The following is a 26254-nucleotide window of genomic DNA, read 5'->3' as shown; positions in this document are numbered from 1 at the left end:
CGTAACGGAGCGAATCAGAAGAAGTCGCCATTCGATGGAACTTCTGCCCCTCGAAGAAGGTAAGCTCCAATGAAGGCCCCGGTCGCTCGTGTTCCCCCGTCGTGAGCGGCTGGGGTCTTCTTCTGCGCCGGTGCGGCGCCGTCAGCGGATGGTGACCTGACGGTTGGCCAGGCCGGCCCGCGCGCGGCGCTGCTCGCCCGTCAGCGGGGACTTCTGCGCCACCGCCTCGGCCAGCCGTTCGCCCAGCGCGGCGGCCGGTTCCTCGACGGCGTCGGCGGGCGTCCCGTCGACGAGATCCCACACCGGGACGAGCAGGCCGGCGGCGCGGAACGTCCCGAGCAGCCGGGTGCCCTCGCCGAGCGTGTCCGCGCCGGCGGCGTGCAGCCGGGCCAGTCCGTCGAGCAGCGGCTCCTCGTCGTACGGGAGCACCCAGCGGACCTGGTCGCGGTCGCCGAGTGCGCACCAGTAGGCCGCGTCGACGGATGTGAGGCGAGCCGAGGGCACGACAGCGGAATTGGCCTCCTCGAGGGCTGCCTTTGCCTCCGATCCGGTGTCCGACTCGGGATCCAACCAGTAGTCGAATCCGTCGTGAACCGTCACATGGAATTCCGCGTCGACGTCGATGAGGTCGTGCAGCCGCGGCGCGCCGGCCGGGCGCGGCGCCGGGCTCACCGTCGTGCCGGGCTCGGCCTCCAGCGCGGTGGCCAGCGTGTGGCCGAGGTCGGCGGCCGGGTCGCCAGTGGCCGTCATGGTCTGCAGCGCGAGCAGGATCTCGCCGCCGTCGCGCACCAGCGCCGGGAACGCGCCCGGGAGCAGCGTGCACAGCACCACCGAGCGGTCGTCGCCGGAGGACAGTCGCAGCGGCGCTGTCGCGGCGGACACGATCTCGCGCATGGCCACCCAGTCGCACTCGCCGGGCAGACCGGCGAACGGGCGGACGACGTACTGCCGCTCGGCCTCGCGGGCCTGCTTGCCATGGCAGACCTTGTAGCGCTTGCCCGAGCCGCACGGGCAGGGCTGGCGGGGGCCGACGACGGGAACCTCGGTAGTGGCACTCACGGAAGGCGAGGGTAGTCGCTCAGTCTTCGAACGGGTAACGGGAGGCGGGCCCCGGCCGATGTCACGGTGTCCCGGCCGATGTCACGACGGCACCCGCCGATGTCACAGCGACAGCCGATGTCACGGTGCCGCGCGCCCATGTCACGGTGTCGCACGCCCCGTGTCAGAGGTCAGACGGCGGGATTCCACGGGCCGACGACGGCGTGCACCGTCACCCGGCCCGGCTCGGACCGGACCCGCCACTCCCGGGCGATCGCGTCGACGATGCCCAGGCCGCGGCCCTGGTCCTCGGTCGAGGCCGGCTGGCGCACCTGCGGGCGGTCGGAGCCGCCGCCGTCGCTCACCTCGATGAGGACGTCGCTGCCGAGCACGGCCCACTGCAGGACGACGCCGGTACGGGTGCCGCCGAGCGGCAGCGGCTGCGCGTGCAGGATCGCGTTGGTGACCAGCTCGGTGACCACGACCAGCGCGTTCTCGATGACGGTGGGGGAGATGTTGGTGTTGCGCAGATCCTCGGCGACGAGGTGGCGGGCGTGCGGGACGTTGCTGACCTCACCGGTCAGCTCGACCGAGCGTGCGCTGTTGGATCGGGCCTCACGCCTCGTGGCCACGACTCGACCCACCGCCTGATCTCCCTTCACCGGACCCACGCCACCCGCATCCAGTGGTGCCCACTGCACGACTCTGCCAAACCTCCCGACAGTGAACCATTCGCCATACGATCACGTCCATATTATGAGATGTGACATCGCCATGTCCGCGCTGTCCTGGACGACCGCCCAGGTGACCGGCCTGCCACCGGCACACCGTTGATCACCAGGGCGTTTACCTGATCTTGGCGGGCGACTTCGCCCGCGTCCGGATGATCAAGATGCCCTCATCGCACACGTATGTCCGACCGTGACACTTCCTTCCGTGCCGAACTGGCGGATCGACCGCTAGGTTAGAGCGGGGCGGAGAGGATGACGATGTGGACTCACTCCCGGTCTTCGGGACAACGTGGGGCGGAAGGGGCTCGGACCGGGGTGGCGTCGGGCGACGCCATGATCGACGCTACCGGTGGCGAGGTACCTGGCCCTGCTGACACGCGTCACAGCGTGTCGTGGTTCGAGCCCGGTGTTCCGGTCGCACGGCACCCGATGTGGCGCAACGGTGACGGTGCGGTTGCGGACGGCAACGGAGCGAGTGACACTCTGTCGGATCCGGCTGGTGACGCTGCGTCGCCGGACGGGGCGTCAGAGGACGCGGCATCAGGGGACGGGGCGGCAGCACGAACCGAGGCGGAGCCGGAGCGAGCACTGGAACCTCAGCCAGCCAACGACACGGGGCTCGACGGCGAAGCGCTGCGCGAGACCCTCTCCTTGGTCGAGGACCACCTCGAGTCCGTCGGCGTCGACTTCTACGCGCAGTTGTTCACCATCGCGCCGGAGGCCCGCGAGCTGTTCGGCGCGGGCATGGCGGTGCAGCGGTCGCGGCTGGTCGGCGCGCTGGTGCGCATCGTCGGCAACGCGGACGACCGCGAGACGCTGGTCCCGTACCTGGAGGCGCTGGGCCGCGACCACCGCAAGTTCGGCGTCATCGACCAGCACTACGCCCCCGTGGGCACGGCGCTGGTCCTGGCCGTGCGCCGCGCCGTCGGCGACGCGTGGACGCCGCGGCACGAGCGGGCCTGGATCGAGGCCTACGACAAGATCGCGGCGATCATGTCCGGCGCCGCCCGCCGCGACGCCGTCATCTCGCCGCCGTGGTGGGACGCCGAGGTCGTCTACCACCGGCGCATCCTCGACGACCTCGCGATCATGCAGGTCCGCCCGCACACGGACTACCCGTACCGGCCCGGCCAGTACGCGTACGTCACGACGCCGCGGCGGCCGAAGATCTGGCGGGCCTACTCGATGGCCTCCGCCCCCCGCGACGACGGCCTGCTGGAGTTCCACGTCCGCACCGTCGGCGCCGGTTGGGTCAGCAGCGCGCTGGTCTGGCGCACCGAGCCCGGCGACGTGCTGCACCTCGGCGCACCCCAGGGCCACGACGTCGCCACGCCGCGGTCCGAGCACGACCTGCTCTGCATCACCGGCGGCACCGGCATCGCGCCCGTGCTGGCGGCGCTGCAGGAACTGGAGCAGCGCCAGGACGGCCGCCGCGTGCACGTCTTCTATGCCGGCCGCGACCGGGACCATCTGTATGCGCTGCCGCACCTGGAGTCGATCGGCGTGCGCTACCGGCGGCTCACCGTCGTGCCGGTCGTCTCACCGGACGGCCCGACCGACCGCAGCCCCGACCTCATGGGCAACATCGTCTCCGCCTACGGCGACTGGCGGAAGCACCGCGTCTACGTCGCCGGCCCGACGACCATGGTGGCCACGAGCCTCGAGCGGCTGCGCGAGCAAGGCGTCCCCGACGAGCAGATCATCGTCGACGATTACGGTCTCTGGTGAGTTCTAGCGCTTTCTAGCTGCAGAGCTAGATTGTCCTAGAGGGCCCGATGGAGAGCTCAACACCAGGCCAGGTCGTCGTGCGACCAGGACTTGCGGCGGGCGCTACCGTCGAGTGCCGGGTCGATGAATCGCTCCATGAGTTCTCGCGCAAGCGCCACGGTGCGGTGTTCCGAGCAGGAGGGGACCGACCTGGCAAGTCGCGCGTAGCCGCGGCCCCAGTCCGCAGGCAGGGCGAAATGGCCGAACGGTTCCATCATTCGGCGGCGGGTCTCCGACGCGATCGCATGGCCGAGGGCTGCCCCATCGACGTCCTGTGTCACGGCCAGAACCACGAGGTCGACAAGGTCCTTCTCGCGACTCGAGCGACGTTCGCCGTAGATCGTCATGGTTGCGCAGACCTTGTCGGCGACCTGGTCAACGACCGGATAGAGACGATAGGGATGGCCGACGAGCCGGGGCAGATCCAGGCTGCTGGCGGGTTCCATCGTCGTGATCTCGGCCGTGATTCCAGCACCCACCACAAGATCCACCCGTAGCGGTGACACCTTCTTCACACCGACGAAGACATCGAACATCACCCTGTAGCCGTCGGTGAATGGCTGCCCGTCACCGCCGACCGATCGACTGTGGCTCGTGTAGGCGAAGCGGAAGTGATCGTCCAAGTCGACCTCGGCGAGCCGCCTCAGGTCGGCCATAGCCTGATCCAGGGTGAAACCACGTCGATAGAGGTCGACGTCGTGAGTGGCGCGTGCCGACGGCACGCGCGCCAGCATTCCCGTTCCGCCCTTGAGCACCCACTCGGAGTCCTCACCTTCGGAGAACACGCGGCTGAGGAACCGATGGAAGTGCTCCAGCCTGATCCGTTCGTCGACGTTCAGTGAGGGGTCGGCGGCGGCCGCCCTCCTGGCGGCCGCCTTGATCGCGGCTTCGACGCCTGCGGCACTGGAATAGCCGGTCATCGTGGGCCACTCGCCGCCATTGCCGCGAGATCCACGTGAGGATGGCTCTCGGCGAAGCTTGCCGCTACTAGTGCGCCAAGCTCCGGCGCCAACGCGATCTCCCGGGCGACGGTCTTCAGGTCGGTGCCTGCAAGTTCCTTGAGGCGGTTCAGCAGGGCGCCGCCATCTGCCCTGGGAAATCCGTTGCGCTCAGCCAGGGGGGCGAGCAGTTCCTCCAGCCGTCCGGCGTCTGGGCTCCGCCCTTCGGAAGCGTCACGCAGGACGTCGGCGACAAGGCTGAGCTCCTTGATGTCCTCGACCAGATCAGTGATCGTGCGCTCGACCGTCATGACCGGCAGGCCCTCGACGAGCGTGAGGTCTCTCGGATCCAGGTTCCGCTTCCGGTAACGGATCTCGGATCGCTGGCTCTGGCGCCGCTGCGGACAGACGAAATCGTGCCGTGCGGCCGGCAGGTCGCCGATGCCGTGAAGACGCGCGGCCGAGGCGCCCGCGATCACGACGCCACGGGCCCCGTCTGCCAGGCGCTCTTCAGCCAGCCGGGCGGGGTCGGCGCTCAGCCATGCCGCGCGCAGATCTGTGTGCCGATCCCCCGGTGCGCCTGCGTCCAGGTACACACCATGGGCGAGGCGGATCAGATGCCCGGCCTCGGCAAGCCGAGAGAGATTCAGGCGAGTGACTCCGCGCCTGCCGGCCTGAGCCGACGTCACCATTCCCCACTGGTAAGACGTCAGCTCAGCGAGTGCCAGCAGTGCCTTTGAGGCCTTCATACTTGAAGTGTATCGCTCAGGTGCTACTTTCCAAGCTAAACTTCAGACGGTGGCGTGCTTGCGCAGGTAGATGCCGAAGTGCGGGACCGTGAACGCGATCGTGCCGCGCTCGGCCGAGTACACCAGGCCCTTCTTGATCAGCGAGTCGCGGGCCGGCGAGAGCGACGAAGGCTTGCGGCCGAGGTAGGTGGCGACGTCGGAGGTGGGGACGACGCCGTGGGTGTCGTCGGACAGGGCGGCCATCGCCCGCAGGTACTCGCGCTCGGCCGGGGTGGCCCGCTCGTACCGTGAGCCGAAGAAGCCGACCGCCAGCTCGGCCTGGGCCTCCGGCGCGGCCATCCGGACGTCGTCGGCGCCGATCGGGTCGGTCGGGGCGTTGTCCCAGGTGACCTTCCCGTAGGCCTGCACGAAGTACGGGTAGCCCTCGGTCGCCGCGTAGAGCGCGTCGAGCGCCGCCGGGTCGTAGACGACACCCTCCTCCGACGCCGGCGCGACCAGCGCGCGGTCGGCCGCCTCGCGGTCCAGCCGGTCGATCCGCACGTACCGGAACAGCCGCTCCGAGTACGACTTCGACGCGGAGAGAACGGCCGGCAGGTGCGGCAGCCCGGCCCCGACGACGACCAGCGGCAGTCCCTGCTGGGACAGCTCGTGGCAGGCGGCGCACAGCGCGGACACGTCCGGCGCGGGGATGTCCTGCATCTCGTCGACGAACAGCGCGATGCCCACGCCCACGTCGCGGGCGACGCCGGCAGCGTCGACCAGCAGCTCGACGAGATCGACCTCGATGTCGCCGGTGTCGGCGCGGCCGGTCGCCGCGGGCACGTCGATGCCCGGCTGCCAGCGGTCCCGCAGCTTCGCGTCGTCGCCGGCCGAGCGCAGCGCGAACGCCTTGAGCACGCCGAGGAAGGAGTCGACGCGGTCGGGGTCGCGGTGCCGCGGGGTGAGCTCGCGGACCGCCATGTGCAGCGCGCTGGCCAGCGGCCGGCGCAGCGACTGGTCCGGCCGGGCCTCGATCTTCCCGGTGCCCCACATCCGCCCGATCGCCTGCGACCGCAGCGCGTTCAGCAGCACCGTCTTGCCGACGCCGCGCAGCCCGGTGAGCACCAGCGACCGCTCCGGCCGCCCCCGCGCGATCCGCTCCAGCACGACGTCGAACTGCTGCAGCTCGCGGTCGCGGCCGGCCAGCTCGGGGGGACGCTGACCGGCGCCGGGAGCGTACGGATTGCGCACCGGGTCCATGATCGGACTCTATGGTGTCGTCTAGCGGGAACCGTAGATTTCGCTAGAGGACGCCATAGGCGTGTCGTCGGCCGGTGACGGCGACAGCCGCGACGCCGCCGCGACCGCCGCGACGCCGAGCGGCACGCCCACCGTCAGCAGCAGCGCCGGCACGATGATGCCGGAGTCGTTCGCCGCGAACCCGGCGGCGCCGGTGAGCAGCGCGGCCCACACCAGGTACCGGAACAGCGACCAGTGCTGGACCGTCCGCTCCATCGCCTGCTCGCCGTCGGGCCGGGTCAGCCAGAGGATCACCACGTAGATGACCGGCACCAGCCAGCCGTAGATCGGCCAGCGTTCCAGTGTCCCGAACGACGCCTCGGCCTTGCGGAAGATCACCGTCAGCGCGTCGCCGGAGAGCACGTCGTCGAAGAAGCTGCCGAAGTGCGTCCGCGAGCCGGGTGGGCGCAGCCAGTCGAGGAACGCGAACAGCCCGAACAGCGCGGTCGCGCCGGCGGCGGCGAGCGCCAGGCGGGCGAACGTGACGCGGGCGCCGTAGGTGCCGAGCACGAGCACCGCGAAACCGGGGATCGCGGCGAGGATGCCGCCGACGTCCGCGCCGGCCTGCGGAGCGCCGTCGATGACCACGGCGATCATGCCGACGACCATGACGGCGCCGGCGGCGAACCGACGCGACCGGTGGATGTCGAGCAGCCACTGGCCCAGCGCCGCCGCGGCGACCAGGCTGGCGACGACGAAGATCGCGAACGGGATGTTGCCGAAGCCGTAGAACCGGCCGGCCACCAGCGGCGACAGCCCGAGCAGGCTCGACTGCTGCAACGAGGACCCGCTGGCGACGTCGACCGCCAGCACCGTCGCCGTCACGCCGGCCACGACCCCCGGCGGCCCGTAGACGCGACGGCGCCACGGCCCGGCCAGCGCGACGACCGTCAGCGCCAGGGCCCCGACGACGATCGACGTCCAGAGGACGGTGTTCGGCTGGTCGTAGCGCCACCACCGGGTGACGTTGGCCAGGTACGACGCGACCGGCGCGGCCGCCGCCAGCACCGCGACCGCCTGCACGACGCGCAGCACGACCGACCGCGACGACACCCGGCGGCGCAGCGCCAGCACCGCTGCGGCGAACGTCACCAGCAGCACGACGCCGAGGATCTGGAAGAACGGGCCGGACTGGTCGCGGTAGATGTCCGAGGCGCGGTCGACGCCGATCAGCTCGGACACCGTCGCCGCAGAGCTGCCCGGGTGGGCGCCGGCGCCCCGCCAGGGCCGCCCGACGGAGTCCTTCGCGGGCTCGTCGACACCGGCGTAGGCCAGCAGCGTCGACGCGACGTCGGTCAGCTGCACCAGCCCCGGCCACAGCGTCGACGACGACGTCAGCCACTGCGGCCCGAACGTGCCGCCGTCGGCGATCGGACCGGAGGCGAGCGCCACGCGCAGCCCGGCCGGCGGCATCGGCGTGGGCTCCTCGGGCAGCGGGACCGGGGTGGCGACGCTGTCGGCCAGCCCGGCGATCATCAGCGCGGTGTCCGGCGGCAGCTGGTCGATGATCCGGCCGACGAGCTGGTCGATGCTGGCCGCGGTCTGCCGCCGGGTGTCCAGCGCGGCCTGGACGGTGGCCTCGTCGCTGCCGCGCGGGGCCGGGTTGGCCAGTCCGCCGAGATCCACGACGGTCACCGGGCACTCGTTCAGCAGCCCGCCGCCGAGATCGCCGGTGAACTGGTGGTACGTCGGCACCCGCCCGGTCGAGTCGGCCAGTGCCAGCGCCGCGCCCGGGCCGACGGCCGTCGCGCACACGCCGGCCTCGGCCAGCCGGTCGCCGAGCAGGCCGATCTCGGCGTTGTAGGAGTTGTCGTCCTGTTGCTGCTGCAGCAGCTCCCAGGCCGGAACCATGACGCCGGGACCGTCCTGGGCGGCGACCGGCTCCGGCGGCTGCCGGCAGTACCGGTCGTTCTCGCCGTCGGCGTCGGTGTCGAACATGTCCGTGGCGCGGCGCCCGGCGCTCACCGTCAGCCAGCCGTCGACCACACAGGTGCGCGTGCGGACGGTACGGACGGTCAGCGAGCCGGCCGCCTCGGAGCCGGCCATCTCATAGAGGTTCGGCGTGCCCTCGGCGGTGATGTCGGGCCAGGCCAGCCCGGCGATGCCGAGGAAGACGACGCGCTGCTGCGGGTCCGACGTCGTCGCGGCCGGCGGTGTCTCGGCGGCCGCCGCGGACGGCGTCAGCAGCGGCGCGAGAACGGCCAGCACCATGATCAGGAGGACGCCGAGGCGAGTGCGGCCCGCCCGCATCCGGCGTCGCGCGGCGCCGGGATGCGTGCCGGTCCTGCCTGCGCGCTCCACGTCCATCATGGTCGACCGTATCCGCACCTGCTCCTTCGGGCGGCAATGAAGCCGCCAATTGTGGCCAGGCTGACACACTAGGCTGCTGGGTATGACCGATCGTTACGCCTACCTGGGCCCGGAGGCAACCTTCACCGAGGCGGCCGCTCTGCGCTTCCCCGCCCTGGCCGGCGCGACGCTGGAGCCGTCGCCGACGGTGCACGCCGCCATCAACGCGGTGCGTACGGGCGAGGTGGCCGGCGCGGTCGTACCCCTGGAGAACTCGGTCGAGGGCTCGGTCAACGCCACGCTGGACGAGCTGATCCGCGGCGAGCCGCTCGCGATCACCGCCGAGGTGCTGCTGCCGGTCACGTTCACCCTGCTCGCCCGCCCCGGTACGGACCTCGCCGACGTCCGGCGCATCGTGACGCACCCGGTGGCCGAGGCGCAGTGCCGGGCCTGGGTCACGGCGAAGCTGCCCGACGCCGTCATCGCGCTCGGCCCGTCGACGGCGGCCGCGGCGGCCTCCGTCGCGAACCGGACGCCGGGCGCCGACGGCACCGTGTACGACGCGGCGATCGCAGCGCCGCTGGCCGGCGAGCGCTACGGCCTGGACGCGCTGGCCGTCGACATCGGCGAGGACTCCGACGCCGTCACCCGGTTCGTCCTCGTCACGCCGCCGGGGCGGCCGGGCCGGCCGACCGGCTCGGACAAGACCACGCTGGTCGCGTTCATCCGCGACGACCACCCGGGCGCGCTGCTGGAGATCCTCGAGCAGTTCTCCGCCCGCGGCGTCAACCTCACCCGGATCGAGTCGCGGCCCACCGGCAACGGCATGGGCCGCTACTGCTTCGCCATCGACGTCGAGGGCCACGTCGCCGACGCCCGGGTGGGCGAGGCGATGATGGGCCTGCGCCGGGTCTGCGGCAGCGTCCGCTTCCTCGGCTCCTACCCGCGCGCCGACGGCGTCCGCCCGCCGGTGCTGCCCGGCACCGCGAACGCCGACTTCGACGACGCCGCCGCCTGGCTGGCGCAGCTGCGCGGCTGAGCCGCGGCGGAGCGAAACCCCCGCGCGCCCCGGCCGCCCGGCCCGATACCCTCGGGTGGTGCTAGATCTGCGCCTGATCCGGGAAGACCCCGACCGTGTCCGCGCCTCGCAGCGAGCGCGCGGCGAGAGCGAGGCCGTCGTCGACGAGCTGCTCGCCGCCGACGAGTCGCGCCGGTCCTCCCTCGCCGAGTTCGAGCGGCTGCGCGCGGAGCAGAAGAGCCGGGGCAAGCTGATCTCGAAGGCCGCGCCGGAGGAGAAGCAACAGCTGCTGGCCGCGGTCCAGGAGCTGGCCGCCGAGGTGAAGGCCGCCGAGGCCGCCGCCGCGGCAGCACAGGCGACCCTCGACGAGCTGGCCCGGGTGCCGTCGAACCTCGTCCTCGACGGCGTGCCCGCCGGCGGCGAGGACGACTACGTCGTGCTCAGGGAGGTCGGCGACAAGCCGGCGCTGGAGCGGGTCCGCGACCACCTGGAGCTGGGTGAGGGGCTGCGCGCCATCGACACCGAGCGCGGCGCCAAGGTGTCGGGCTCACGGTTCTACTTCCTCACCGGCGTCGGCGCCCAGCTGGAGCTGGCCATCCTCAACCACGGCATGGCCACCGCCGTCGCCGCCGGGTTCACGCCGGTCATCACGCCGACGCTGGTGCGCCCGGAGATCATGGGCGGCACCGGCTTCCTCGGCGCGCACGCCGACGAGATCTACCGCGTCGAGGCCGACGACCTCTACCTGGTCGGCACCAGCGAGGTCGCGCTGGCCGGCTACCACGCCGACGAGATCGTCGACCTCTCCGACGGGCCGCTGCGCTACGCCGGCTGGTCGGCCTGCTACCGGCGCGAGGCGGGTTCTTACGGAAAGGACACCCGCGGGATCATCCGCGTTCACCAGTTCCACAAGGTCGAGATGTTCTGCTACTGCCGCGAGGAGGACGCCGCGGACGAGCACGCGCGCCTGCTCGGCTGGGAGGAGCAGATGTTGGCCGACATGGAGCTGCCGTACCGCGTCATCGACGTCGCGGCCGGCGACCTCGGGTCCAGCGCGGCGCGCAAGTTCGACTGCGAGGCGTGGCTGCCGTCGCAGGAGCGCTGGCTGGAGCTGACCTCGACGTCGAACTGCACGACGTTCCAGGCCCGCCGGCTGGGGATCCGCGAGCGCACCGACGGCGGCACCCGCCCGGTCGCGACGCTGAACGGCACGCTGGCGACGACGCGATGGATCGTGGCGCTGCTGGAGAACCACCAGCAGCCCGACGGCTCGGTGCACGTGCCGAAGGCGCTGCGCCCGTTCCTCGGCGGACGCGAGCTGCTGGAACCGGTCGCGGCGTGACGCCGGCCGGCGAGTGGCGCCCGGCGCTGGTCGCACTCGACGTCGACGGCACGATCGTCACCTACGCCGAGTTCCACCGGCCGCCGCGAGCCGTCGTCGTCGACGCGGTGCGGCGAGCGCACGACGCCGGTGCGCACATCGTCGTCGCCACCGGGCGGTCGATGCACTCGACGCTGCCGCTGCTGGACCAGCTGGGGCTCAAGGACGGCTACGCGGTCTGCTCGAACGGCGCCGTCGTCGTCGACGTCGAGAGCCGGGCGCCGGTGGACATCGAGACGTTCGACATCACCGACACCGTGCGGTACTTCACCACCCGGATCCCCGACGCCGTGCTGGCGGTCGAGGAGCTGGGCCGCGGCTACCGCGTCACCGGCGAGTTCCCGGCCGGCGACCTCGACGGCACGGTCACCGTCGTCCCGCACGAGGCGCTGGTCGCTCAGCCGGTGACCCGGCTGGTCGTGCGCTGGCCCGACGGCGACCGCGACCGGCTGCGCGAGATCGCCCACGCCTCCGGCCTGCCCAGCGTCGACTACGCGATCGGCTACACCGCGTGGCTGGACATCATGCCGGTCGGCGTCTCGAAGGCGTCCGGGCTGAGCAAGGTCGCCGGCAAGCTCGGGTTGCAGGGGGCCGACGCGCTCGCCGTCGGCGACGGCCACAACGACGTGGAGATGCTGCGCTGGGCCGGCGTCGGCGTCGCGATGGGCCAGGCCCCCGACGACGTCAAGGCCGTGGCCGACGCCGTCTGCGCCGACGTGGAGTCCGACGGCCTGGCCACCGTGCTCGACGGCTACTTCGCCTGACCCCGGCCGGCGCCGCACGGACAAAGCGCGCGAATGCCACTCTTCGCCGCACCGATCTTCGTGTTCTACAGTGGCGGAGCAACCACCGTCACACCTGATCATTTCGATACTGAGGGGCACTTCCCACATGGCTGACACACTTCGCGAGATCCTTCTCGACCCGGCCCGCCGGCCCGCCGTCGTCAAGGACCTCCACCAGCTCGTCGACGCCGAGGTCTCCGACAAGGGCGGCGTCTCCGGCATGGCCGTCAAGGGCGGCTACGCGGTGCTGAAGAGGATCAACGCCGGGTTCGTCCCGGAGACGATCGACAACATGCTCGACTCGTTCGTCGAACGGGCCGAGCCGTTCTACGCCGACTTCCAGGCCACCGGCGGCGGCTCGCTCGCCGACTACTTCGAGGGCCGCCGCGCCGAGGTCGCCGACGCCCTGCTCGGCGTCTCCGACGCGCGCGCCGCGGCGTCGCAGCGCGACAGCGTCAAGAAGGTCTACAGCAAGCTGCGCCCGCAGGCGCAAAAGCACGTCGAGGAGGCGCTGCCACGCCTGGCCAGCGTCATCGAGAGCCACGCCCGCACGGCCGCCTGACCGGCGCCCTGCACCGGCACGACCCGGCCGGCGATCCGCCCCAGCAGCGGATCGCCGGCCGCGTTCGTCAGAGATACATCCCGCTGCCGCGCTGGTCGCCGCCGTCCTCGGGCTGACCGGGCATCGCCTGGCCGGGCGCAAGCTGCACCCCCGGCGGCAACGCACGGCGCATCTGCTCCAGCTGCGCCCGCGCGGCCATCTGCTGCGCGAACAGCGTGGTCTGGATGCCGTGGAACAGGCCCTCCAGCCAGCCGACCAGCTGCGCCTGCGCGACCCGCAGCTCGGCGTCGGTGGGCACGGTGTCGTCGCCGAACGGCAGCGCGAGCCGCTCCAGCTCGTCGACCAGCTCCGGCGCCAGGCCGTCCTCGAGCTCGTCGATGGAGGCCCGGTGGATCTCGCCGAGGCGGCGGCGGCTGGCCTCGTCGAGCGGCGCGGCCTTCACCTCGTCGAGCAGCTGCTTGATCATGCTGCCGATGCGCATGACCTTGGCCGGCTGCTCGACCAGGTCGGTGAGCGAGCGCTGCCCCTCCTGACCGCCGGGCGCGGACTCGATGGCCATGCCGTCGGGGCCGACGACCACCACGCGCTGCTCGTCGTCCTCGGGGGTCTCGCGGGACTGGGCGTTCTCGTTCGGCTCCGTCATGGGACCATCTTTACCCCTCCGGGCCAGCTTCCGCCCGGCCGGGTCGGACTTGACGTCCACGCGCCGGCGCCGGGCGCTGTTGCCGTCCGGCCGCCTCCGCTCTGCGCAGGGCGAGCAGCTCCAGCGTCCGGCGGCGCGCGGCCTGCCGGGCACGGCGCACTGTGCTGCTGTTCACTCGACCCTCCTGACCATCGGCAGCCGGCTCGGGGTGAAGAGCACCGCGATGAGCACGGCCAGGACGGGCACGGCGACACCGGTGACGGCGAGGGTGTCCCAGGCCCAGATGAACTCCGGCGAGCCCAGCGCCGGCCACACGAGATAGGCGAAGTAGACGCCCAGCCCGGATCCGATCAGTACGCCGAGCCCGGCCACGACCAGCGCCTGCGCGCCGGCCAGGGCACGCCGACGGCGGGGTGGCGCACCGACGGCGGCCAGCGTGGCCAGGTCGGCGCGGCCCTCGGCGGCGGCCAGCGAGACCGCGATCGCCACGCCGACCAGCGTCACGAACGCCGCGCCCGCGGTCAGCGCCAGCACCGCCGCGTCCGCCTCGGGCTCCGGCGCCACCTCGATCATCGGGAAGGCGCCGGCGGCCTCGGCGGCCAGCATGGCGGCGTCGAGCTGGTCCGGTGTCGTGTCGCCGAACGTCACGATGCTGACCGACGACACGAGCCTGAAGCCGTTCGCCTCCAGCGTCTGCGCCGAGGCGAAGGCGCCCGGCAGTGACGTGTAGGCGAGGTCGCGCTCGGCCAGGTGCCCGGGGAGCTCGATCCGGACCGGCGGCCCGTCGTCGGCCGGAAACGTGTCGACGGCGGCGGTGCTCGTGTCGTCGAGGTAGCTGCGGTCGTAGACGACGATCTCGCCGGCGGCGACGGCGGCGAGGTCGGCCGGGCTCGGCTCGTGACCGGCGGCGACGGCCATGATCGCCGGGTCGGCGACCGCGATGTAGACCGAACCGGTCGCCGAGCCGCAGTCGGCGCAGATCCCCTGGCCCTGCAGCCACGCGCTGTCGTGCATGATCTGGTCGCCGTTCATCAGCGGCACGGTCGCCTCCGTCACCCGGTGGACGACGGCATCGGGCAGCCGCGCGGTCAGCTCCTCCTCGGCGGCTGCGAGCTGCGCCAGCGCGTCGTCCATCGGCTGTCCGTGCCGGTCGACCTCGACGCGGAGGACGTTGTCGGGCAGCGACGGCGTGTAGCGCAGCTCCTCGGCCCGGGCCGAGCCGCCGGCGGCGAACGCGACCGCCGTCGTCCCGGCCACGACGATCGCGATGGCCGCGACCGTCGGCGCGGTGCGGTGCCGGTGCCGGGCCGCGTCGCGCAACGCCAGCCGGGCGGAGAGGCCGAGCCGGTGCGCCCCGCGGGCCAGCGCCGAGATCAGCCCGGGCAGCAGCATGACCAGCCCGGCGGTCGCGACCAATGCCCCTGTCAGCTGGACGGCGATGTAGGGCGCCGTCACCGGCGCCAGGAGATACCGGCCGCTGCCGGCCAGCTCCGCCAACTGCCGGCCGTACTCGTCCAGCGTCCCGGCCAGGATTCGGCTGGCGATCAGCGCGCCGCCGGCGCCCGCGACGAACAGCACGACGCCGAGCAGCGGCAGCCGGGCCGCCAGCCGGGTGGTCCGGAACCGCTGCGCCAGCGCGTCGACCGGCTGCATCCGGGCGGCGCCGATGGCCGGCACCACGGCGGCCGCCAGCCCGGACAGCACACCGACGCCGGCGGCGATGGCCAACTCCGCCCAGCCGAACGTCCAGTCGTCGATCAGCGAGCCGAGGTAGGACTCCCAGGCCGGCGCGGCGAGCGGCACCAGCGCCGCGCCGGCCGCCAGGCCCAGCGCCGCGCCGAGCACGCCCAGCACCAGTCCCTGCGCCAGCACCGTCCGGCGCACCTGTGCCGCACTCGCGCCGCCGGCGACGAGCAGGCCGATCTCGCGGACCTGCCGCCGGGCCCCGACGGCGAACGCGGCGCCGGCCAGCAGCACGACCTCCAGCAGCCCCAGACCGACGACCATGGCGGTCAGCGCGGCCTGCTGCACCTCCTCGGCGGTCGGCCCGCTGCCGCCGCCCTCGTAGTACTGGCCCGGATCGGCGATCGCGCTGCGCGTCTGCAGGCCGACGCCGTCCGCGGCCAGGGCCACGCCGAGCGCGGTGAGGTCGGCGCCGGCGGGCAGGTCGGCCAGGTAGGCGCGCCCGCCCGTGTACGCCAGGTCGTTCCAGCCGTGGTCCAGCGCGGTCGCGGCGAACTCGGCGGCCTCGGAGCCGGGCGCGGCGCTGATCGCCTCGCCGTCGAGGAAGAACGGGTCGATCAGCAGCCCCGAGACCCGCAGCTCCGGCCCGCCGTCGAACCGCACCGTCGCGTCCGGACGCAGGTCGCCGCCGTCCAGCAGGTCCAGCTGCTCGGCCAGCCGCCGCGTCAACGCGACCTCGTCCGGCCGCTCCGGCCAGCGCCCCTCGTCCAGCCGGTACACGTGGTCGGACAGCGGGCCGCCCTGCGCGCCGATGTCGAGCAGCTGCGGGCGCAGCACGGTGTCGCCGTCACGCAGCCGGACGGTGTAGTTGAGCCGGTCGGGGACCAGCACGGTGCCCGGCGGGACCAGCGCGGCCAGGTCGACGGAGGCGGGGTCGCGGTCGGGCTCGGGCAGTTCGTTGGAGGTGAGCTCGATGATCGGCGGCGTGCCGTCCGGCGGCACCGGCAGCCGGTCGAACGCCGTGATCTCGAGGACGGCGTCGGCGTCGCCCATCCGCTGGTACGCGGACCGGTCCGGCGACTCGGCGCTGCGGTAGAGGACGTCGGCGATGGTGGCGCCGGCGACCGGCAGCCCGACCAGCACCGCGACCAGCAGCGACCGGCCGAGGTTGCGGCGCACCTGCCGCCGGGCGATCCGCAGCGCGGGCCGCCAGCCGCGCCCCCGCCGGCTCATCCGAAGCCGTCCGCGCCCAGCAGCACCTCCGGCGGCGGCGCCACCCCGGTGTCGTCGATCAGCGCGCCGTCGCGCAGGAACACCACCCGGTCGGCCCAGGCGGCGTGCCGCGCCTCGTGCGTCACCAGCAGCCCGGAGGCGCCGGCGTCGCAGCGGGCCCGCAGCACCCGCAGCACGTCCTCGCCGGTCTGCGAGTCCAGCGCGCCGGTGGGCTCGTCGGCCAGCACCAGCCGCCGCGGCCCGACGAGCGCCCGGGCGATCGCGACCCGTTGCTGCTGGCCGCCGGACATCTCGTCCGGGAACCGGTCGGCGAGGTCGCCGACACCGACCTCCGTCAGCGCCGCCAGCGCCTCCTGCCGGGCGGCCCGGGCGCGGACGCCGTCGAGCTCGCGAGGGAGCGCGACGTTCTCGGCGGCGGTGAGCGCGGGGATGAGGTTGAGGTCCTGGAAGACGTAGCCGAGGCTGCGGCGGCGGATCGCGGCCAGCTCGGCGCGGTTCAGCGTCGCGAGGTCGGTGCCCTCGACGAGGACGGCGCCCTCGGTAGGTGTGTCGAGGCCGCCGGCCAGGTGCAGCAGCGTGCTCTTGCCGGATCCCGACGGCCCCATGACGGCGACCAGCTCACCGGTGCGCAGGGCGAGGCTGACGTCGCGCAGCGCGTGCACCACGTCCGGCCCGTCGGCGTGCACGCGACCGGCCGCCCGGAGCTCGAGGACCAGGTCACCGGTCATCGCGGCACCGCGCGATCGCCGGCGCCGGCGTCGGCCGGGTCCGGCGCGGCGGCGCCGGGCCGGTTCGCCGGCGGGGAGGTCGTGCCGCGCCGCGCCAGCCGGGTCTCGGAGTGGTCCAGCCAGCGGACCTCGGCCTCGGCCCGGAAGATCATCGAGTCCAGCACCAGCAGCCAGGCGGTGTCCTCGGACCCGTCGGCGACCGCCTTCAGCCGGGTCAGCTCCTGCAGGTGCCGCAACGTCGCCGTGCGTTGCGTCTGCAGCACCGCCCGCACGTCGACGCCGGGGGTCGTCAGCGCCAACGCCACCTTGATCGCCAGCTCGTCGCGCGGCCGGTCGGCGCCGCCGATCGGGGTGGCGAACCAGCCGGTCAGCTCCGCGTGGCCGGCGTCGGTGAGCCGGTAGACGACCTTGCCGTCCTCGTCGGACTCGCCGGTCTGCGCCACCAGCCCGTCGCGCTCCAGCCGAGCCAGCGTCGTGTAGACCTGGCCGACGTTGAGCGGCCAGGTCGCGCCGGTGGACCGCTCGAACTCGTGCCGCAACTGATAGCCGTACATCGGCGAACGCTCCAGCAGAGCCAGCAGACCGTGACGAATCGACATGGCTACCAAGTATGCATACTCGGTATGGCTGGTCAAGTCGGTGCTGGTCAGAGGTGAGGAAGGAGGCCCGGTTCGCCCCGTTGCGCCTTGCCGGCGTGAGGCGAACGCAGGTCGAGGTGATCCAGGCCCGACATCCCGCATCGATCGCAGCGCGCTCAACGCGCGCGGAACCCCCGGCTATCAAGCAGCAGCCTCCGCATGAAACGGGGCAAACCGGACAGGTCTGGCCAGGCGGTGGGATTCGAACCCACGGAGGATTTCCACCCTCACCGGCTTTTCAAGCCGGCGCGCTCGGCCACTACGCGACGCCTCCACTTGGCTGTCCCGCCGCAGGTGGAATCTGTGATCGACGGGACGCGCCATCAATCCAACCCGAAGGTGGACGGACCGGCACTGTCTCACGGCCTCCGTGGCGAGTCAACCAGAGAGAAGGCGACCCCCGGCGCAGGTCGGCGTCAGCGGGCGAAATGGTTGGTCGGGATCGTCGACTCCTCGGCGGCGCTGAGCGCGACCGGCCAATCCGCCGGCGTGTGCGCGGCCGCGACCAGGCCGGGCAGCCCCACCGGCCACACGGGCCGCTCGGTGCTGCTCAGCTCGTCCAGGCTCCACCAGCGGTGCCCGATGACGGTGAGCTGCTCGTCCTCGGTGAGCCCGGCCGGCACGATCTCCTGGGTCGGCGCGTCGGCGACGAAGAACGTCTCGGACTGGACGACGATCTTGTCGGAGTAGGCGTGCACGACGGTCCGCTCGGCGATCGGACCACGGAACGCCGACGGCGCCAGCCGCAGGCCGGTCTCCTCCTCGACCTCACGGACCACCGCGTCGAGCAGGGTCTCGCCGGAGTCGACGCCGCCGCCCGGGGTGATCCAGAACGTGGGCGCGCCGGGCGCGGACGGGTCGCTGTCCTCGAAAAGCAGCACGCGTCCGCCGGGCTCGACGAGGAGCGCGCGGGCGGTCCGGCGGTGCGTGACCGGGCGGTCGAGCTCGGACTCCAGCGACATGACCACGTTCGCCAGGGTACGCCCCCTTCGGGACCCGTGACCTCGGATGTCTCATCGAGTCATCACGACAGCGTCATCGGCGCTGGTCTCAGCGATCTCAGGTCGTGAGCAGCACCTTGCCGACGTGCTCGCCGGCGGCGACGACGCGGTGCGCCTCGGCCGCCTCCGGCATGGGCAGCACGCGGTCGACGACCGGCCGGACGGCGCCGGACTCGATCAGCGGCCACACGTTCTCGCACACCTCGGCGACGACGGCGGCCTTGCCGGCGATGCTGCGCTGGCGCAGCAGCGAGCCGGTGATCCGGGCCCGCTTGGCCATGACGGCGCCGAGGTCCAGCTCGGTGACGTGACCGCCCATCGTCCCGATGATGGTGATGCGGCCGTCGGGCGCCAGCACGTCGATGTTCCGGGCCAGATAGGCGCCGCCCATGATGTCGAGGACGACGTCGGCGCCGTGCCCGCCGGTGGCCGAGCGGACCGCCTCGACGAAGTCGTCGCCGCGGTAGTCCACCAGGATCGACGCGCCGAGCTCGGCGCACCGCTCCAGCTTGGCCGCCGACCCGGCCGTCACCGCGACCGTGGCGCCCAGCGCGCGTCCGACCTGGATCGCGGCCGTCCCGATGCCGCTCGCGCCGCCGTGCGCCAGCAGCACCTCGCCGCCACGCAGGCCGGCGGTCATCACCAGGTTCGACCACACCGTGCAGAACGCCTCGGGCAGCGCGGCCGCCGTCACGAGGTCGACGCCGCGCGGGACCTGCAGCAACTGACCGACCGGCACCGCGACCCGCTCCGCGTACCCGCCGCCGGACAGCAGCGCGCACACCTGGTCGCCGGCCTTCCAGCCGGTGACGCCGTCGCCGACCTCGCTGATCGTGCCGCTGCACTCCAGACCGGGCCACTCCGGCGCGCCGGCCGGGACCGGGTACTTGCCCCGTCGCTGCAGCAGGTCGGCGCGGTTGACGGCGGACGCGACGACGTCGACGACCACCTCGCCCGGCCCGCAGACCGGGTCCGGCACCTCGCGCCAGGCCAGGAGCTCCGGCCCGCCGGGCTCGGTGATGACGACCGCGTGCATCAGATGCCGCCCGGCGGCCGGTCCGCCGGGTCCTCCGGCTCGTCCGCGGGCGGCGGCTCGTGCGCGTCCTCGCGCCGGGCCCACGGGTACTCCTCGGACGGCCGGATCACGATGAGGCGGTCGCCGCGGACCAGGTGCCCGATGGCCGGCGAGTGGAACGGCAGCTCCTCCTCGTCACGGACCACGGCCACGACGAGGTCGGCGATCTGCCGCGGCTGCTTGCCCTCCTCGCGCGGCGACACCAGCCGCTCGGCCACCTCGAGGCCGACGCCGGAGGTCGTGAGGTCCTCCAGCACGTGGCCGAGCGCCGGGCTGACGGTGGCCAGGCCCAGGATCCGGCCGACGGCGTCGGACGACGTGACGACCTCGTTGGCGCCGCCCTGCCGGACCAGCGCCAGGTTGTCGGCCTCGCGGACGGACACGACGATGTTCGCGGTCTGGTTGAGCTGCCGGCAGGTGAGCGTGGCCAGCACACTGGCGTCGTCGCGCGCGGTGGTGATGACGATGCGGCTGGCGGTCGGCACGCCGGCCCGGCGCAGCACCTCGGTGCGGGTGGCGTCGCCCATGACGGCGACCAGCCCCTGCTCGTTCGCCTCGGCGATCGCGGCCGGGTCCGGGTCGACGACGACCAGCGTCTCCGTCGCGATGCCGTTCGCGAGCATCGTGTTCACCGCGCTGCGCCCCTTGACGCCGTAGCCGATCACGACGGTGTGGTCGCGCAACTTTCTCCTCCAGCGGTTGAGCCGCACCTGCTCCCGGCTGCGGGTGGTCAGTGTCTCCAGTGTGGTGCCGATCAGGACGATCAGGAACAGCACCCGCAGCGGGGTGATGAGCACGATGTTGACGAACCGAGCGGTGTCTGACGCCGGTGCGATGTCGCCGTAGCCGGTGGTCGAGAGCGAGACGGTCGTGTAGTAGAACGCGTCCAGCAGGTCGACCGACCCGTCGGAGTTGTCGTTGTAGCCGTCGCGGTCGATGTACACGAGCAGGGCCGTCACCACCAGCACGCCGAGGGCGATGATGACGCGCTTGGTCAGCAGGCGCAGCGGGTCGACGATGTCGGCCGGGGCCGGCAGGTGGACCGAGCTCTTGGTCTGCACAGCCGTGAACGCTAGCGGACGGCGCTCACTGCAGCGTGGGCGTGGTGGCGTCGGGACCGTCGTTCCAGTCCCGGGCCAGCTCGCCCGCGGTGTCCAGCGCCGCGCTGACGGCGGCCGCGCCGCCGCCCTTCGTCGCCGCCGCGTAGCCCGCGATGAACGCCGTCACCGGCGCGGCCGGCCGCTCCACCGTGTGCGCGGCGTCGCGGGCGAGGTCGAGGATGCCGCCGACGTCGACGTCGTCGACCGGAACCCCCAGCCGTTCGCACAACGCGGTCACCCAGCTGTCCATGTCACGTACCTTCCTCCCGCCGTCCGGCCCATCCTCCACTGATCATGGCCGCCATCGGGCCAGGTCGTCCGGCGTGTCGATGTCCGCCGCGCCGTCCTCGTCGCGAAGCGTCGCCACTCCGAGGTGCTCGAGCAGCGCGCGCACCGGCCGGTCCCGTGGGTCGCCGACGGCGGCCAGCGCGGCCACCAGCGGCTCGGTCCGGTACGCCGCCACCAACGGCTGTACCCACCCGGCGGCATCGACGACGGCGACGACGTCGGTGTCTACCTCCAGGCCGGTCAGCAGCCGTCCGACCAGCTCCGGCGAGATCCTGGGCAGGTCCGCCGCCAGGACGACGACGGCGCCCGGTGCCGGGTCGTCGAGCGCGGCCAGGCCGGCCGCGAGCCCGGCCAGCGGTCCGCCGCCGGGTGGGTCCTCCCGCGTCCACGTCACCGGCGTCGACGTGTCCCGGCGCGGCCCGGCGACGACGATCTGCGCGGCGCCCGCCTCGGCCGCCGCCGCGACGGCCCGGTCCAGCAAGGTCCGCCCGCCGACGACGAGCGCCGGCTTGTCCGTCCCGCCGAGCCGCCGTCCCGCCCCGCCGGCCAGCACGACCGCCGCCCAGCTGCCGGCGCGCGCCGAGTGATCGCGGCGCCCCGCCGGGCTAGCGGCACGGCCCGCGCTGTCGGTGCCGGGCGCTAGGGTCGGTCCCACCCGGTCCGGGCGGGGCGGGTCCACCTGCTCGCCGGCGGGCATCGTCACGAGGGCGCGGGCCAGCTGCGCCGATGCAGCAGCGCCGGATTGCGGTCCCGGGCCGCGGCGATGCGGGCCGGGTCAAGTGAGGACGCCAGCCGGCCCTCCTCGTCGCCCAGGGCGGCGACCACGACGCCGAGTGGATCGACCAGCTGGGTGAGCCCGCAGTAGGCCCGGCCGGTCTGGGCGGCCGCGGCCACGTACACCGTGTTCTCGATCGCCCGCGCCCGCAGCAGCGTCTGCCAGTGATCCTCCTTCAGCGGCCCGCGCACCCACGCCGCCGGCACGACGAACGCGTCGGCGCCCGCATCGACCAGAGCCCGCCCCTGTTCCGGGAACCGCAGGTCGTAGCAGGTCAACAGGCCGAGCCGGACCCCGTCGACCGTGAACACGGCGGGCACCGCCGCGCCGGCGAGCAGCCGGGACGACTCGCGGTAGCCGAACGAGTCGTAGAGGTGCGCCTTGCGGTACGTCGCCAGCAGCGCGCCGTCGGGCCCGACCGCGACCAGCGTGTTGTAGGGCCGGTCGACATCGTCGGAGCGCTCGAACATGCCGCCGACGACGACGGCGCCCGCCGACCGGGCCACCGCGGCCAGCGTCGCGACGAACGGCCCGTCCAGCGGCTGCGCCACCGGGCCGAGCGGCAGCGCGGGGTCGCCGAAGTCGTGCATGACCGCCTCCGGCAGCACGAGAAGGTCGGCCGCGACCCCGTCCGTCAGCCGCCGGATCGTGTCCAGGTTGGCGGCGACATCCGTCCCCGCCGAGAACTGCGTCAGAACGACCCGCATGCCGCCCATTAAAGCGGCACGGGCGTCACCAGCGTCCCGTCGGCCAGGAACCGCTCCAGGTTGCGCAGCACCAGTTGCGCCATCGCCTCCCGCGTCTCGACCGTCGCGCTGCCGATGTGCGGCAGCAGCACGACGTTGTCCAGCGCGAACAGCTCCTCCGGCACCTGTGGCTCGGCGGCGAAGACGTCAAGCGCGGCGCCGCCGAGCGAGCCGGACCCGAGCGCTGTCACCAGCGCGTCCTGGTCGACGACGCTGCCGCGCGCGACGTTGACGAGGAAGCCGGACGGCCCGAGCGCGGCCAGGACCTCGGCCGACACCAGCGCCTGGGTGCCGGCGCCACCGGGAGTGACGACGATGAACGCGTCGACGGACGCGGCCAGCTCCACCGGCGAGGCCGCGTACGCATACGCGACGTCGTCGACGCGGCGGCGGTTGTGGTAGCTGATCGAGCAGCCGAACGCCTCGAGGCGGTGCGCGACGGCCCGGCCGATGCGGCCGAGGCCCAGGATGCCGACCCGGGCGCCGCTGACCCGGCGCCGCATCGGGAACTTCGCCCCCGCCGCCCACGCGCCGCTGCGGACGAACCGGTCGCCGGCGGACAGGCCGCGGTACACGTCGATCAGCCCGCCGACGGCGAGGTCGGCGACGCAGTCGGTGAGGACGTCCGGCGTGTTGCTGAGCGCGATCCCACGCGGCCGCAACGCCGCCACGTCGACCGCGTCGTAGCCGACGCCGAGATTGATGACGGCGGCCAGCCGCGGCAGCGCGCCGATCAGCTCCGCGTCCATGCCGGCGCCGGTGACCGCGACGGTCACGTCGCCACCGTGCTCGGCAAGGAACGCCGCGCGCTCCGGTCCCGCCGGCGGCAGCCGCAGCGCGCCGTACGTCGTCGCCAGCTCCCGCTCGGCCGTCGGATGGAGCCCGCCCACCTGCAGAACCACGCCATCGGTCACGGCCGCCAGCGTACAAGCCGGCGTGCAGGCCAGTGTTCACACCGCCGTCACCTGCCCGAACACCGGCCCTTACATGATCGTCCTTGACTGGAGCCATGGACGTCAGAGACCGCGAAGTCCGGCTCACCGACGGCAACACCGTGCTCAACGACCACGCCGACGACGCCGGGCTGTGCGCCGTCTGCGGCTCGGCCTGGCCCTGCGACGCCACGCTGCTGGTGAGCGACCTGCGCTGACCACACCTGCGGCGCCCTTACGATGGCGCCGTGCTGCACCTGCGCGTCTCGACGCCGGCGGAGACCACCGATCGCATCGTCGCGATGCTCGAGGAGTGCCCGGGCGTTGCCAGCATCGCGGTCCTGCGCGGCGCGTCCGTGCGCCCCGCCGGCGACGTCGTGCTGGCCGAGCTGGCCCGCGAGTCGGCCGAGGGCATGCTCCGGGGACTGCGCGAGCTCGGCGTCGACCAGACCGGCACGATCGCGCTGGAGTCGGTCGAGACCTCGGTGTCGGCGGCCGCCGAGCGCGCCGAGGACGAGGCGCCGGGCGAAGGCGCCGACGCCGTCATCTGGGAGCAGGTGGTGCGCCGCGCCGACGAGGACTCGGTGCTGTCGAACACGTTCGTCTGGTTCCTCAGCCTGGCCGCCGTGCTGGCCGCGATCGCCATTGTGCTCGACTCCGCGATCCTGGTGGTCGGCGCGATGGTCGTCGGCCCGGAGTTCGGGCCGCTGGCCGGCATCGCCGTCGGCCTGGTGCACCGGCGGTTCAGCATCGTGCGCCAGTCGCTGGTCACGCTCGTGGCCGGGTTCACCATCGCGATCGGCGTCACGACCCTGCTCGGCCTGCTCGCGTCGTGGGCAGGCTGGATCGACGCGTCGGTGCTGACCGCGGAACGGCCGCTCACCGGGTTCATCTGGCATCCGGACCGGTGGTCGTTCGTCGTGGCGTTCATCGCCGGAACCGCCGGCATCCTGTCGCTCACGTCCGCGAAGTCGGGCGCGCTGGTGGGCGTGTTCATCTCGGTGACGACGGTGCCCGCCGCCGGGAACCTGGGGCTGGCCCTGGCTCTCGGCGACCGCGCCGAGGTGGGCGGCGCGGCCGCTCAGCTCGGCATCAACATGGGCGCGATCGTGCTGGCCGGCGTGCTCACCCTGCTCGGGTTGAAGGCGGCGGCCGGCCGGCTGCCGCGGCTCAGTGCTGGACGGACGCCCGTCGCATGATGTCCTCGATGAACGGCGCCTTGCCCGCCCGGTAGGCCGGCCGGTCGTCGTGGTGCACGGCGGCCAGGCTCTCCTTGATGCCCGCGTAGGTGCGCGCGTCGTCGGGATGGCGGCGCAGGTGGTCGCGGAACGCCACGCAGTCGCGGCCCAACTGGGACACGTACTCGACCACGTGCAGGTGGTGGGTGCGCCAGGCCGGGTCGGGGTAGCAGAACGACCAGCGCCGCAGCTCCTGGTCGCCGGCCTCCCACACGTGGGTCCAGCCGATCTCGCGCATCGCGGCGACGGCGCCCTCGGCCTCTTCGTAGGAGGCCACCATGGCCACCATGTCGATGATCGGCTTGGCGGCCAGTCCCGGCACCGCCGTGCTGCCGACGTGCTCGACCGAGCCGATCAGCCAGGGGCGCAGCGCCGGCTCGACGCTGAGTCGCTGCTGCTCGAAGGATTCGGGCCACGCGGTGTCGTAAGGAACGATCTCTATAGGGTCGCGGCGCACAGCATCGTGCGCTGCATCACTCTCGTGCATACCCCGACCATAGCCCTCCGGGAGCCCCGATGACGCATGAGATTCACATGATCGTGCGGAGTTCCGGCCCCGTTCACGACCCGGACGACCGCAGGTCCGCGGCGATCATCCCGGCGCGCTTGACAGTACGCAGCGCGACCGCGACGTCGGCGTGGATCAGACCGGGCAGATGACCGACGGTCTCGGAGAGGAACTCGTAGAGCGCGCTGTCGCTGGCGACGGCGATCTCGCCACACAGGTTCCGGTCGCCGGTGGTGGCCGCGATCATCACGACGCTGCGGTGCCGGGCCAGGATCTCACCGGCGATGCCGATCTTCGTCGGGCTGATGGTGAGCCAGACGAACGCGTTCACCAGCAGGCCCAGCACCTCCGGCTCGACGACGGTGCGCATCCGCAGCACGCCGCCGGCCATCAGCGCCTCGGTGCGCCGTCGCGCGGTGCTCGGCGTGACGCCGCACCGGGCGGCGAGCTCCTGCCAGCTCATCCGCCCGTCGTCGATGAGCGCGGCGACGATCCGCTCGTCCAGCTCCGACATCGGCGCCGGCTCGTCCGGCTCCGGCCGCTCGCTCCACCGGTCGCGCCGCTCCGCCCGTAACTCGGCGACGACGGTGTCCGGCAGCAGCCCGGGGTTCCAGCCGTGCGGCGTGGAGAACCGCCGGATCACCTGGTTGCTGAACGTCGCCATGACGCCGTCGAACTGCGGCAGCCGGTGCATCATCAGCGCATAGAGGTGCTCGTTGGACGTGTAGGCGACCTCGGCGACGCAGTCGACGCTGCCGGTCAGCACCTTGACCGAGCCGGTCTCGTCCCACTGCGCCAGCGGCAGCGCCAGCTCGTCGGCCGCGCCGGGCGCGCACCGCAGCCGCACGAACACCGACCGGGCCCGGTGGCTGATCTGCGAGTCCAGGGCGCCGACGACGCGGACGGCGCCGGTCCGCCGCAGCCGCGCGATGCGCCGTGACACCGTCGCCTCGGAGCTGCGCACCGCCTGCCCGATGGTCGCGTGCGTCGCCCGCGGATGCGCCAGCAGCGCGCCGATGACGAGCCGGTCGAGCTCGTCGAGTCGCACCGATTCCATCAGATCACCGCCCGATGTTCGCAATTCCTTGCATACCTTCTCCATTCGTTGACACCTTGAATCACATTTCCCA

Annotated in this window: 26 protein-coding genes and 1 tRNA gene; 7 read left to right on the top strand and 20 right to left on the bottom strand. The window is 72.9% G+C overall.

The genetic code is table 11. From position 1 onward, the window contains the following. Positions 1–141 precede the first annotated feature (141 nt). Both C1I92_RS01130 and C1I92_RS01125 read right to left on the bottom strand, forming a co-directional pair. The gene (locus C1I92_RS01130) at positions 142–1059 is read right to left on the bottom strand and encodes a DUF5926 family protein (RefSeq protein WP_199520839.1); all 918 of its coding nucleotides are present in this window, start codon (positions 1057–1059) and stop codon (positions 142–144) included. A 170-nt stretch (positions 1060–1229) separates the two neighbouring features. Next, positions 1230–1670 carry an ATP-binding protein gene (locus C1I92_RS01125; protein WP_158563872.1) on the bottom strand — a complete coding sequence of 147 codons (441 nt, stop codon included), beginning with the start codon at positions 1668–1670 and terminating at the stop codon, positions 1230–1232. A 750-nt stretch (positions 1671–2420) separates the two neighbouring features. Here C1I92_RS01125 and C1I92_RS01120 point away from each other — a divergent pair. Further along, positions 2421–3497, top strand: a complete 1077-nt coding sequence (locus C1I92_RS01120) for a globin domain-containing protein (RefSeq protein WP_158563869.1) — start codon at positions 2421–2423, stop codon at positions 3495–3497. A gap of 56 nt (positions 3498–3553) precedes the next feature. Here C1I92_RS01120 and C1I92_RS01115 read toward each other — a convergent pair whose 3' ends face one another. Genes C1I92_RS01115 through C1I92_RS01100 form a run of 4 tightly spaced genes read right to left on the bottom strand, consistent with a single transcriptional unit; the run spans position 3554 to position 8802 of the window. Further along, positions 3554–4456 (bottom strand): nucleotidyl transferase AbiEii/AbiGii toxin family protein, encoded by a 903-nt coding sequence (locus C1I92_RS01115; RefSeq protein WP_111252813.1) that lies wholly within the window; start codon positions 4454–4456, stop codon positions 3554–3556. Next, entirely contained in the window at positions 4453–5223 is a 771-nt protein-coding gene (locus C1I92_RS01110) for a type IV toxin-antitoxin system AbiEi family antitoxin domain-containing protein (protein ID WP_111252812.1), read from the bottom strand. The genes C1I92_RS01115 and C1I92_RS01110 overlap by 4 nt, the downstream gene beginning before the upstream one ends. A 42-nt stretch (positions 5224–5265) precedes the next feature. Continuing rightward, positions 5266–6462: a DUF8462 domain-containing protein gene (locus tag C1I92_RS01105; RefSeq protein WP_111252811.1), complete on the bottom strand. Its 1197-nt coding sequence runs from the start codon at positions 6460–6462 to the stop codon at positions 5266–5268. A gap of 21 nt (positions 6463–6483) precedes the next feature. Then, positions 6484–8802, bottom strand: a complete 2319-nt coding sequence (locus C1I92_RS01100; protein WP_146604971.1) for a hypothetical protein — start codon at positions 8800–8802, stop codon at positions 6484–6486. 91 nt (positions 8803–8893) lie between these two features. Here C1I92_RS01100 and pheA point away from each other — a divergent pair, with 91 nt between their 5' ends. The 4 genes from pheA (at position 8894) to C1I92_RS01080 (ending at position 12536) form a co-directional block, all read left to right on the top strand. Next, positions 8894–9829: a prephenate dehydratase gene (gene pheA / locus C1I92_RS01095; RefSeq protein WP_111252809.1), complete on the top strand. Its 936-nt coding sequence runs from the start codon at positions 8894–8896 to the stop codon at positions 9827–9829. A 58-nt stretch (positions 9830–9887) separates the two neighbouring features. After that, a complete protein-coding gene (serS, locus tag C1I92_RS01090) occupies positions 9888–11150 on the top strand; it encodes a serine--tRNA ligase (protein WP_111252896.1) in 1263 nt (420 codons plus the stop codon). Further along, positions 11147–11953: an HAD hydrolase family protein gene (locus C1I92_RS01085; protein ID WP_199520838.1), complete on the top strand. Its 807-nt coding sequence runs from the start codon at positions 11147–11149 to the stop codon at positions 11951–11953. Before serS ends, C1I92_RS01085 begins: the two co-directional genes overlap by 4 nt. 127 nt (positions 11954–12080) lie before the next feature. Further along, a complete protein-coding gene (locus C1I92_RS01080; protein WP_111252807.1) occupies positions 12081–12536 on the top strand; it encodes a DUF6918 family protein in 456 nt (151 codons plus the stop codon). A gap of 67 nt (positions 12537–12603) precedes the next feature. Here the strand turns inward: C1I92_RS01080 and C1I92_RS01075 are convergent, their stop codons facing one another. From C1I92_RS01075 to C1I92_RS01025, 12 genes are all read right to left on the bottom strand, one after another. Further along, positions 12604–13179 (bottom strand): bacterial proteasome activator family protein, encoded by a 576-nt coding sequence (locus C1I92_RS01075; RefSeq protein ID WP_111252806.1) that lies wholly within the window; start codon positions 13177–13179, stop codon positions 12604–12606. 171 nt (positions 13180–13350) lie between these two features. Continuing rightward, a complete protein-coding gene (locus C1I92_RS01070) occupies positions 13351–16095 on the bottom strand; it encodes an ABC transporter permease (RefSeq protein ID WP_111252805.1) in 2745 nt (914 codons plus the stop codon). Beyond that, positions 16092–16823, bottom strand: coding sequence for an ABC transporter ATP-binding protein (locus C1I92_RS01065; protein WP_111252804.1), 732 nt, complete (start codon positions 16821–16823; stop codon positions 16092–16094). The genes C1I92_RS01070 and C1I92_RS01065 overlap by 4 nt, the downstream gene beginning before the upstream one ends. Continuing rightward, positions 16820–17422: a PadR family transcriptional regulator gene (locus tag C1I92_RS01060; RefSeq protein ID WP_111252803.1), complete on the bottom strand. Its 603-nt coding sequence runs from the start codon at positions 17420–17422 to the stop codon at positions 16820–16822. Before C1I92_RS01060 ends, C1I92_RS01065 begins: the two co-directional genes overlap by 4 nt. Positions 17423–17646: 224 nt before the next feature. After that, positions 17647–17735 (bottom strand) — tRNA-Phe (locus C1I92_RS01055). Between the two features lie 142 nt (positions 17736–17877). Further along, positions 17878–18423, bottom strand: coding sequence for an NUDIX hydrolase (locus C1I92_RS01050; protein WP_111252802.1), 546 nt, complete (start codon positions 18421–18423; stop codon positions 17878–17880). 97 nt (positions 18424–18520) lie between these two features. Next, positions 18521–19498, bottom strand: a complete 978-nt coding sequence (locus C1I92_RS01045) for an NAD(P)H-quinone oxidoreductase (RefSeq protein ID WP_111252801.1) — start codon at positions 19496–19498, stop codon at positions 18521–18523. After that, positions 19498–20598, bottom strand: a complete 1101-nt coding sequence (locus C1I92_RS01040) for a potassium channel family protein (protein WP_111252800.1) — start codon at positions 20596–20598, stop codon at positions 19498–19500. Before C1I92_RS01040 ends, C1I92_RS01045 begins: the two co-directional genes overlap by 1 nt. Before the next feature lie 25 nt (positions 20599–20623). Next, positions 20624–20887, bottom strand: a complete 264-nt coding sequence (locus C1I92_RS34265) for a DUF6457 domain-containing protein (RefSeq protein WP_199520837.1) — start codon at positions 20885–20887, stop codon at positions 20624–20626. A gap of 42 nt (positions 20888–20929) precedes the next feature. Beyond that, entirely contained in the window at positions 20930–21622 is a 693-nt protein-coding gene (gene mobA / locus C1I92_RS01035) for a molybdenum cofactor guanylyltransferase (RefSeq protein WP_199520855.1), read from the bottom strand. 2 nt (positions 21623–21624) lie between these two features. Beyond that, positions 21625–22407 carry a carbon-nitrogen hydrolase family protein gene (locus tag C1I92_RS01030; protein WP_111252895.1) on the bottom strand — a complete coding sequence of 261 codons (783 nt, stop codon included), beginning with the start codon at positions 22405–22407 and terminating at the stop codon, positions 21625–21627. 8 nt (positions 22408–22415) lie between these two features. Further along, entirely contained in the window at positions 22416–23369 is a 954-nt protein-coding gene (locus C1I92_RS01025; protein ID WP_111252799.1) for a 2-hydroxyacid dehydrogenase, read from the bottom strand. Positions 23370–23455: 86 nt separating this feature from the next. Here C1I92_RS01025 and C1I92_RS33595 point away from each other — a divergent pair, with 86 nt between their 5' ends. Then, positions 23456–23596 carry a hypothetical protein gene (locus C1I92_RS33595; protein ID WP_158563866.1) on the top strand — a complete coding sequence of 47 codons (141 nt, stop codon included), beginning with the start codon at positions 23456–23458 and terminating at the stop codon, positions 23594–23596. Positions 23597–23626: 30 nt separating this feature from the next. Continuing rightward, positions 23627–24577, top strand: a complete 951-nt coding sequence (locus C1I92_RS01020) for a DUF389 domain-containing protein (RefSeq protein WP_111252798.1) — start codon at positions 23627–23629, stop codon at positions 24575–24577. Here the strand turns inward: C1I92_RS01020 and C1I92_RS01015 are convergent. Both C1I92_RS01015 and C1I92_RS01010 read right to left on the bottom strand, forming a co-directional pair. Next, positions 24549–25103: a GrpB family protein gene (locus tag C1I92_RS01015; RefSeq protein WP_199520836.1), complete on the bottom strand. Its 555-nt coding sequence runs from the start codon at positions 25101–25103 to the stop codon at positions 24549–24551. The genes C1I92_RS01020 and C1I92_RS01015 overlap by 29 nt on opposite strands. A gap of 73 nt (positions 25104–25176) precedes the next feature. Beyond that, positions 25177–26181 carry an Lrp/AsnC family transcriptional regulator gene (locus C1I92_RS01010; protein ID WP_158563863.1) on the bottom strand — a complete coding sequence of 335 codons (1005 nt, stop codon included), beginning with the start codon at positions 26179–26181 and terminating at the stop codon, positions 25177–25179. Between the last annotated feature and the right edge of the window lie 73 nt (positions 26182–26254).

The organism is Jiangella anatolica, from assembly GCF_003236295.1.
Classification (GTDB): Bacteria; Actinomycetota; Actinomycetes; order Jiangellales; family Jiangellaceae; genus Jiangella; species Jiangella anatolica.
Note: the sequence above shows the minus strand (reverse complement) of the source record. Positions and strands in the feature narration are given on the sequence as shown.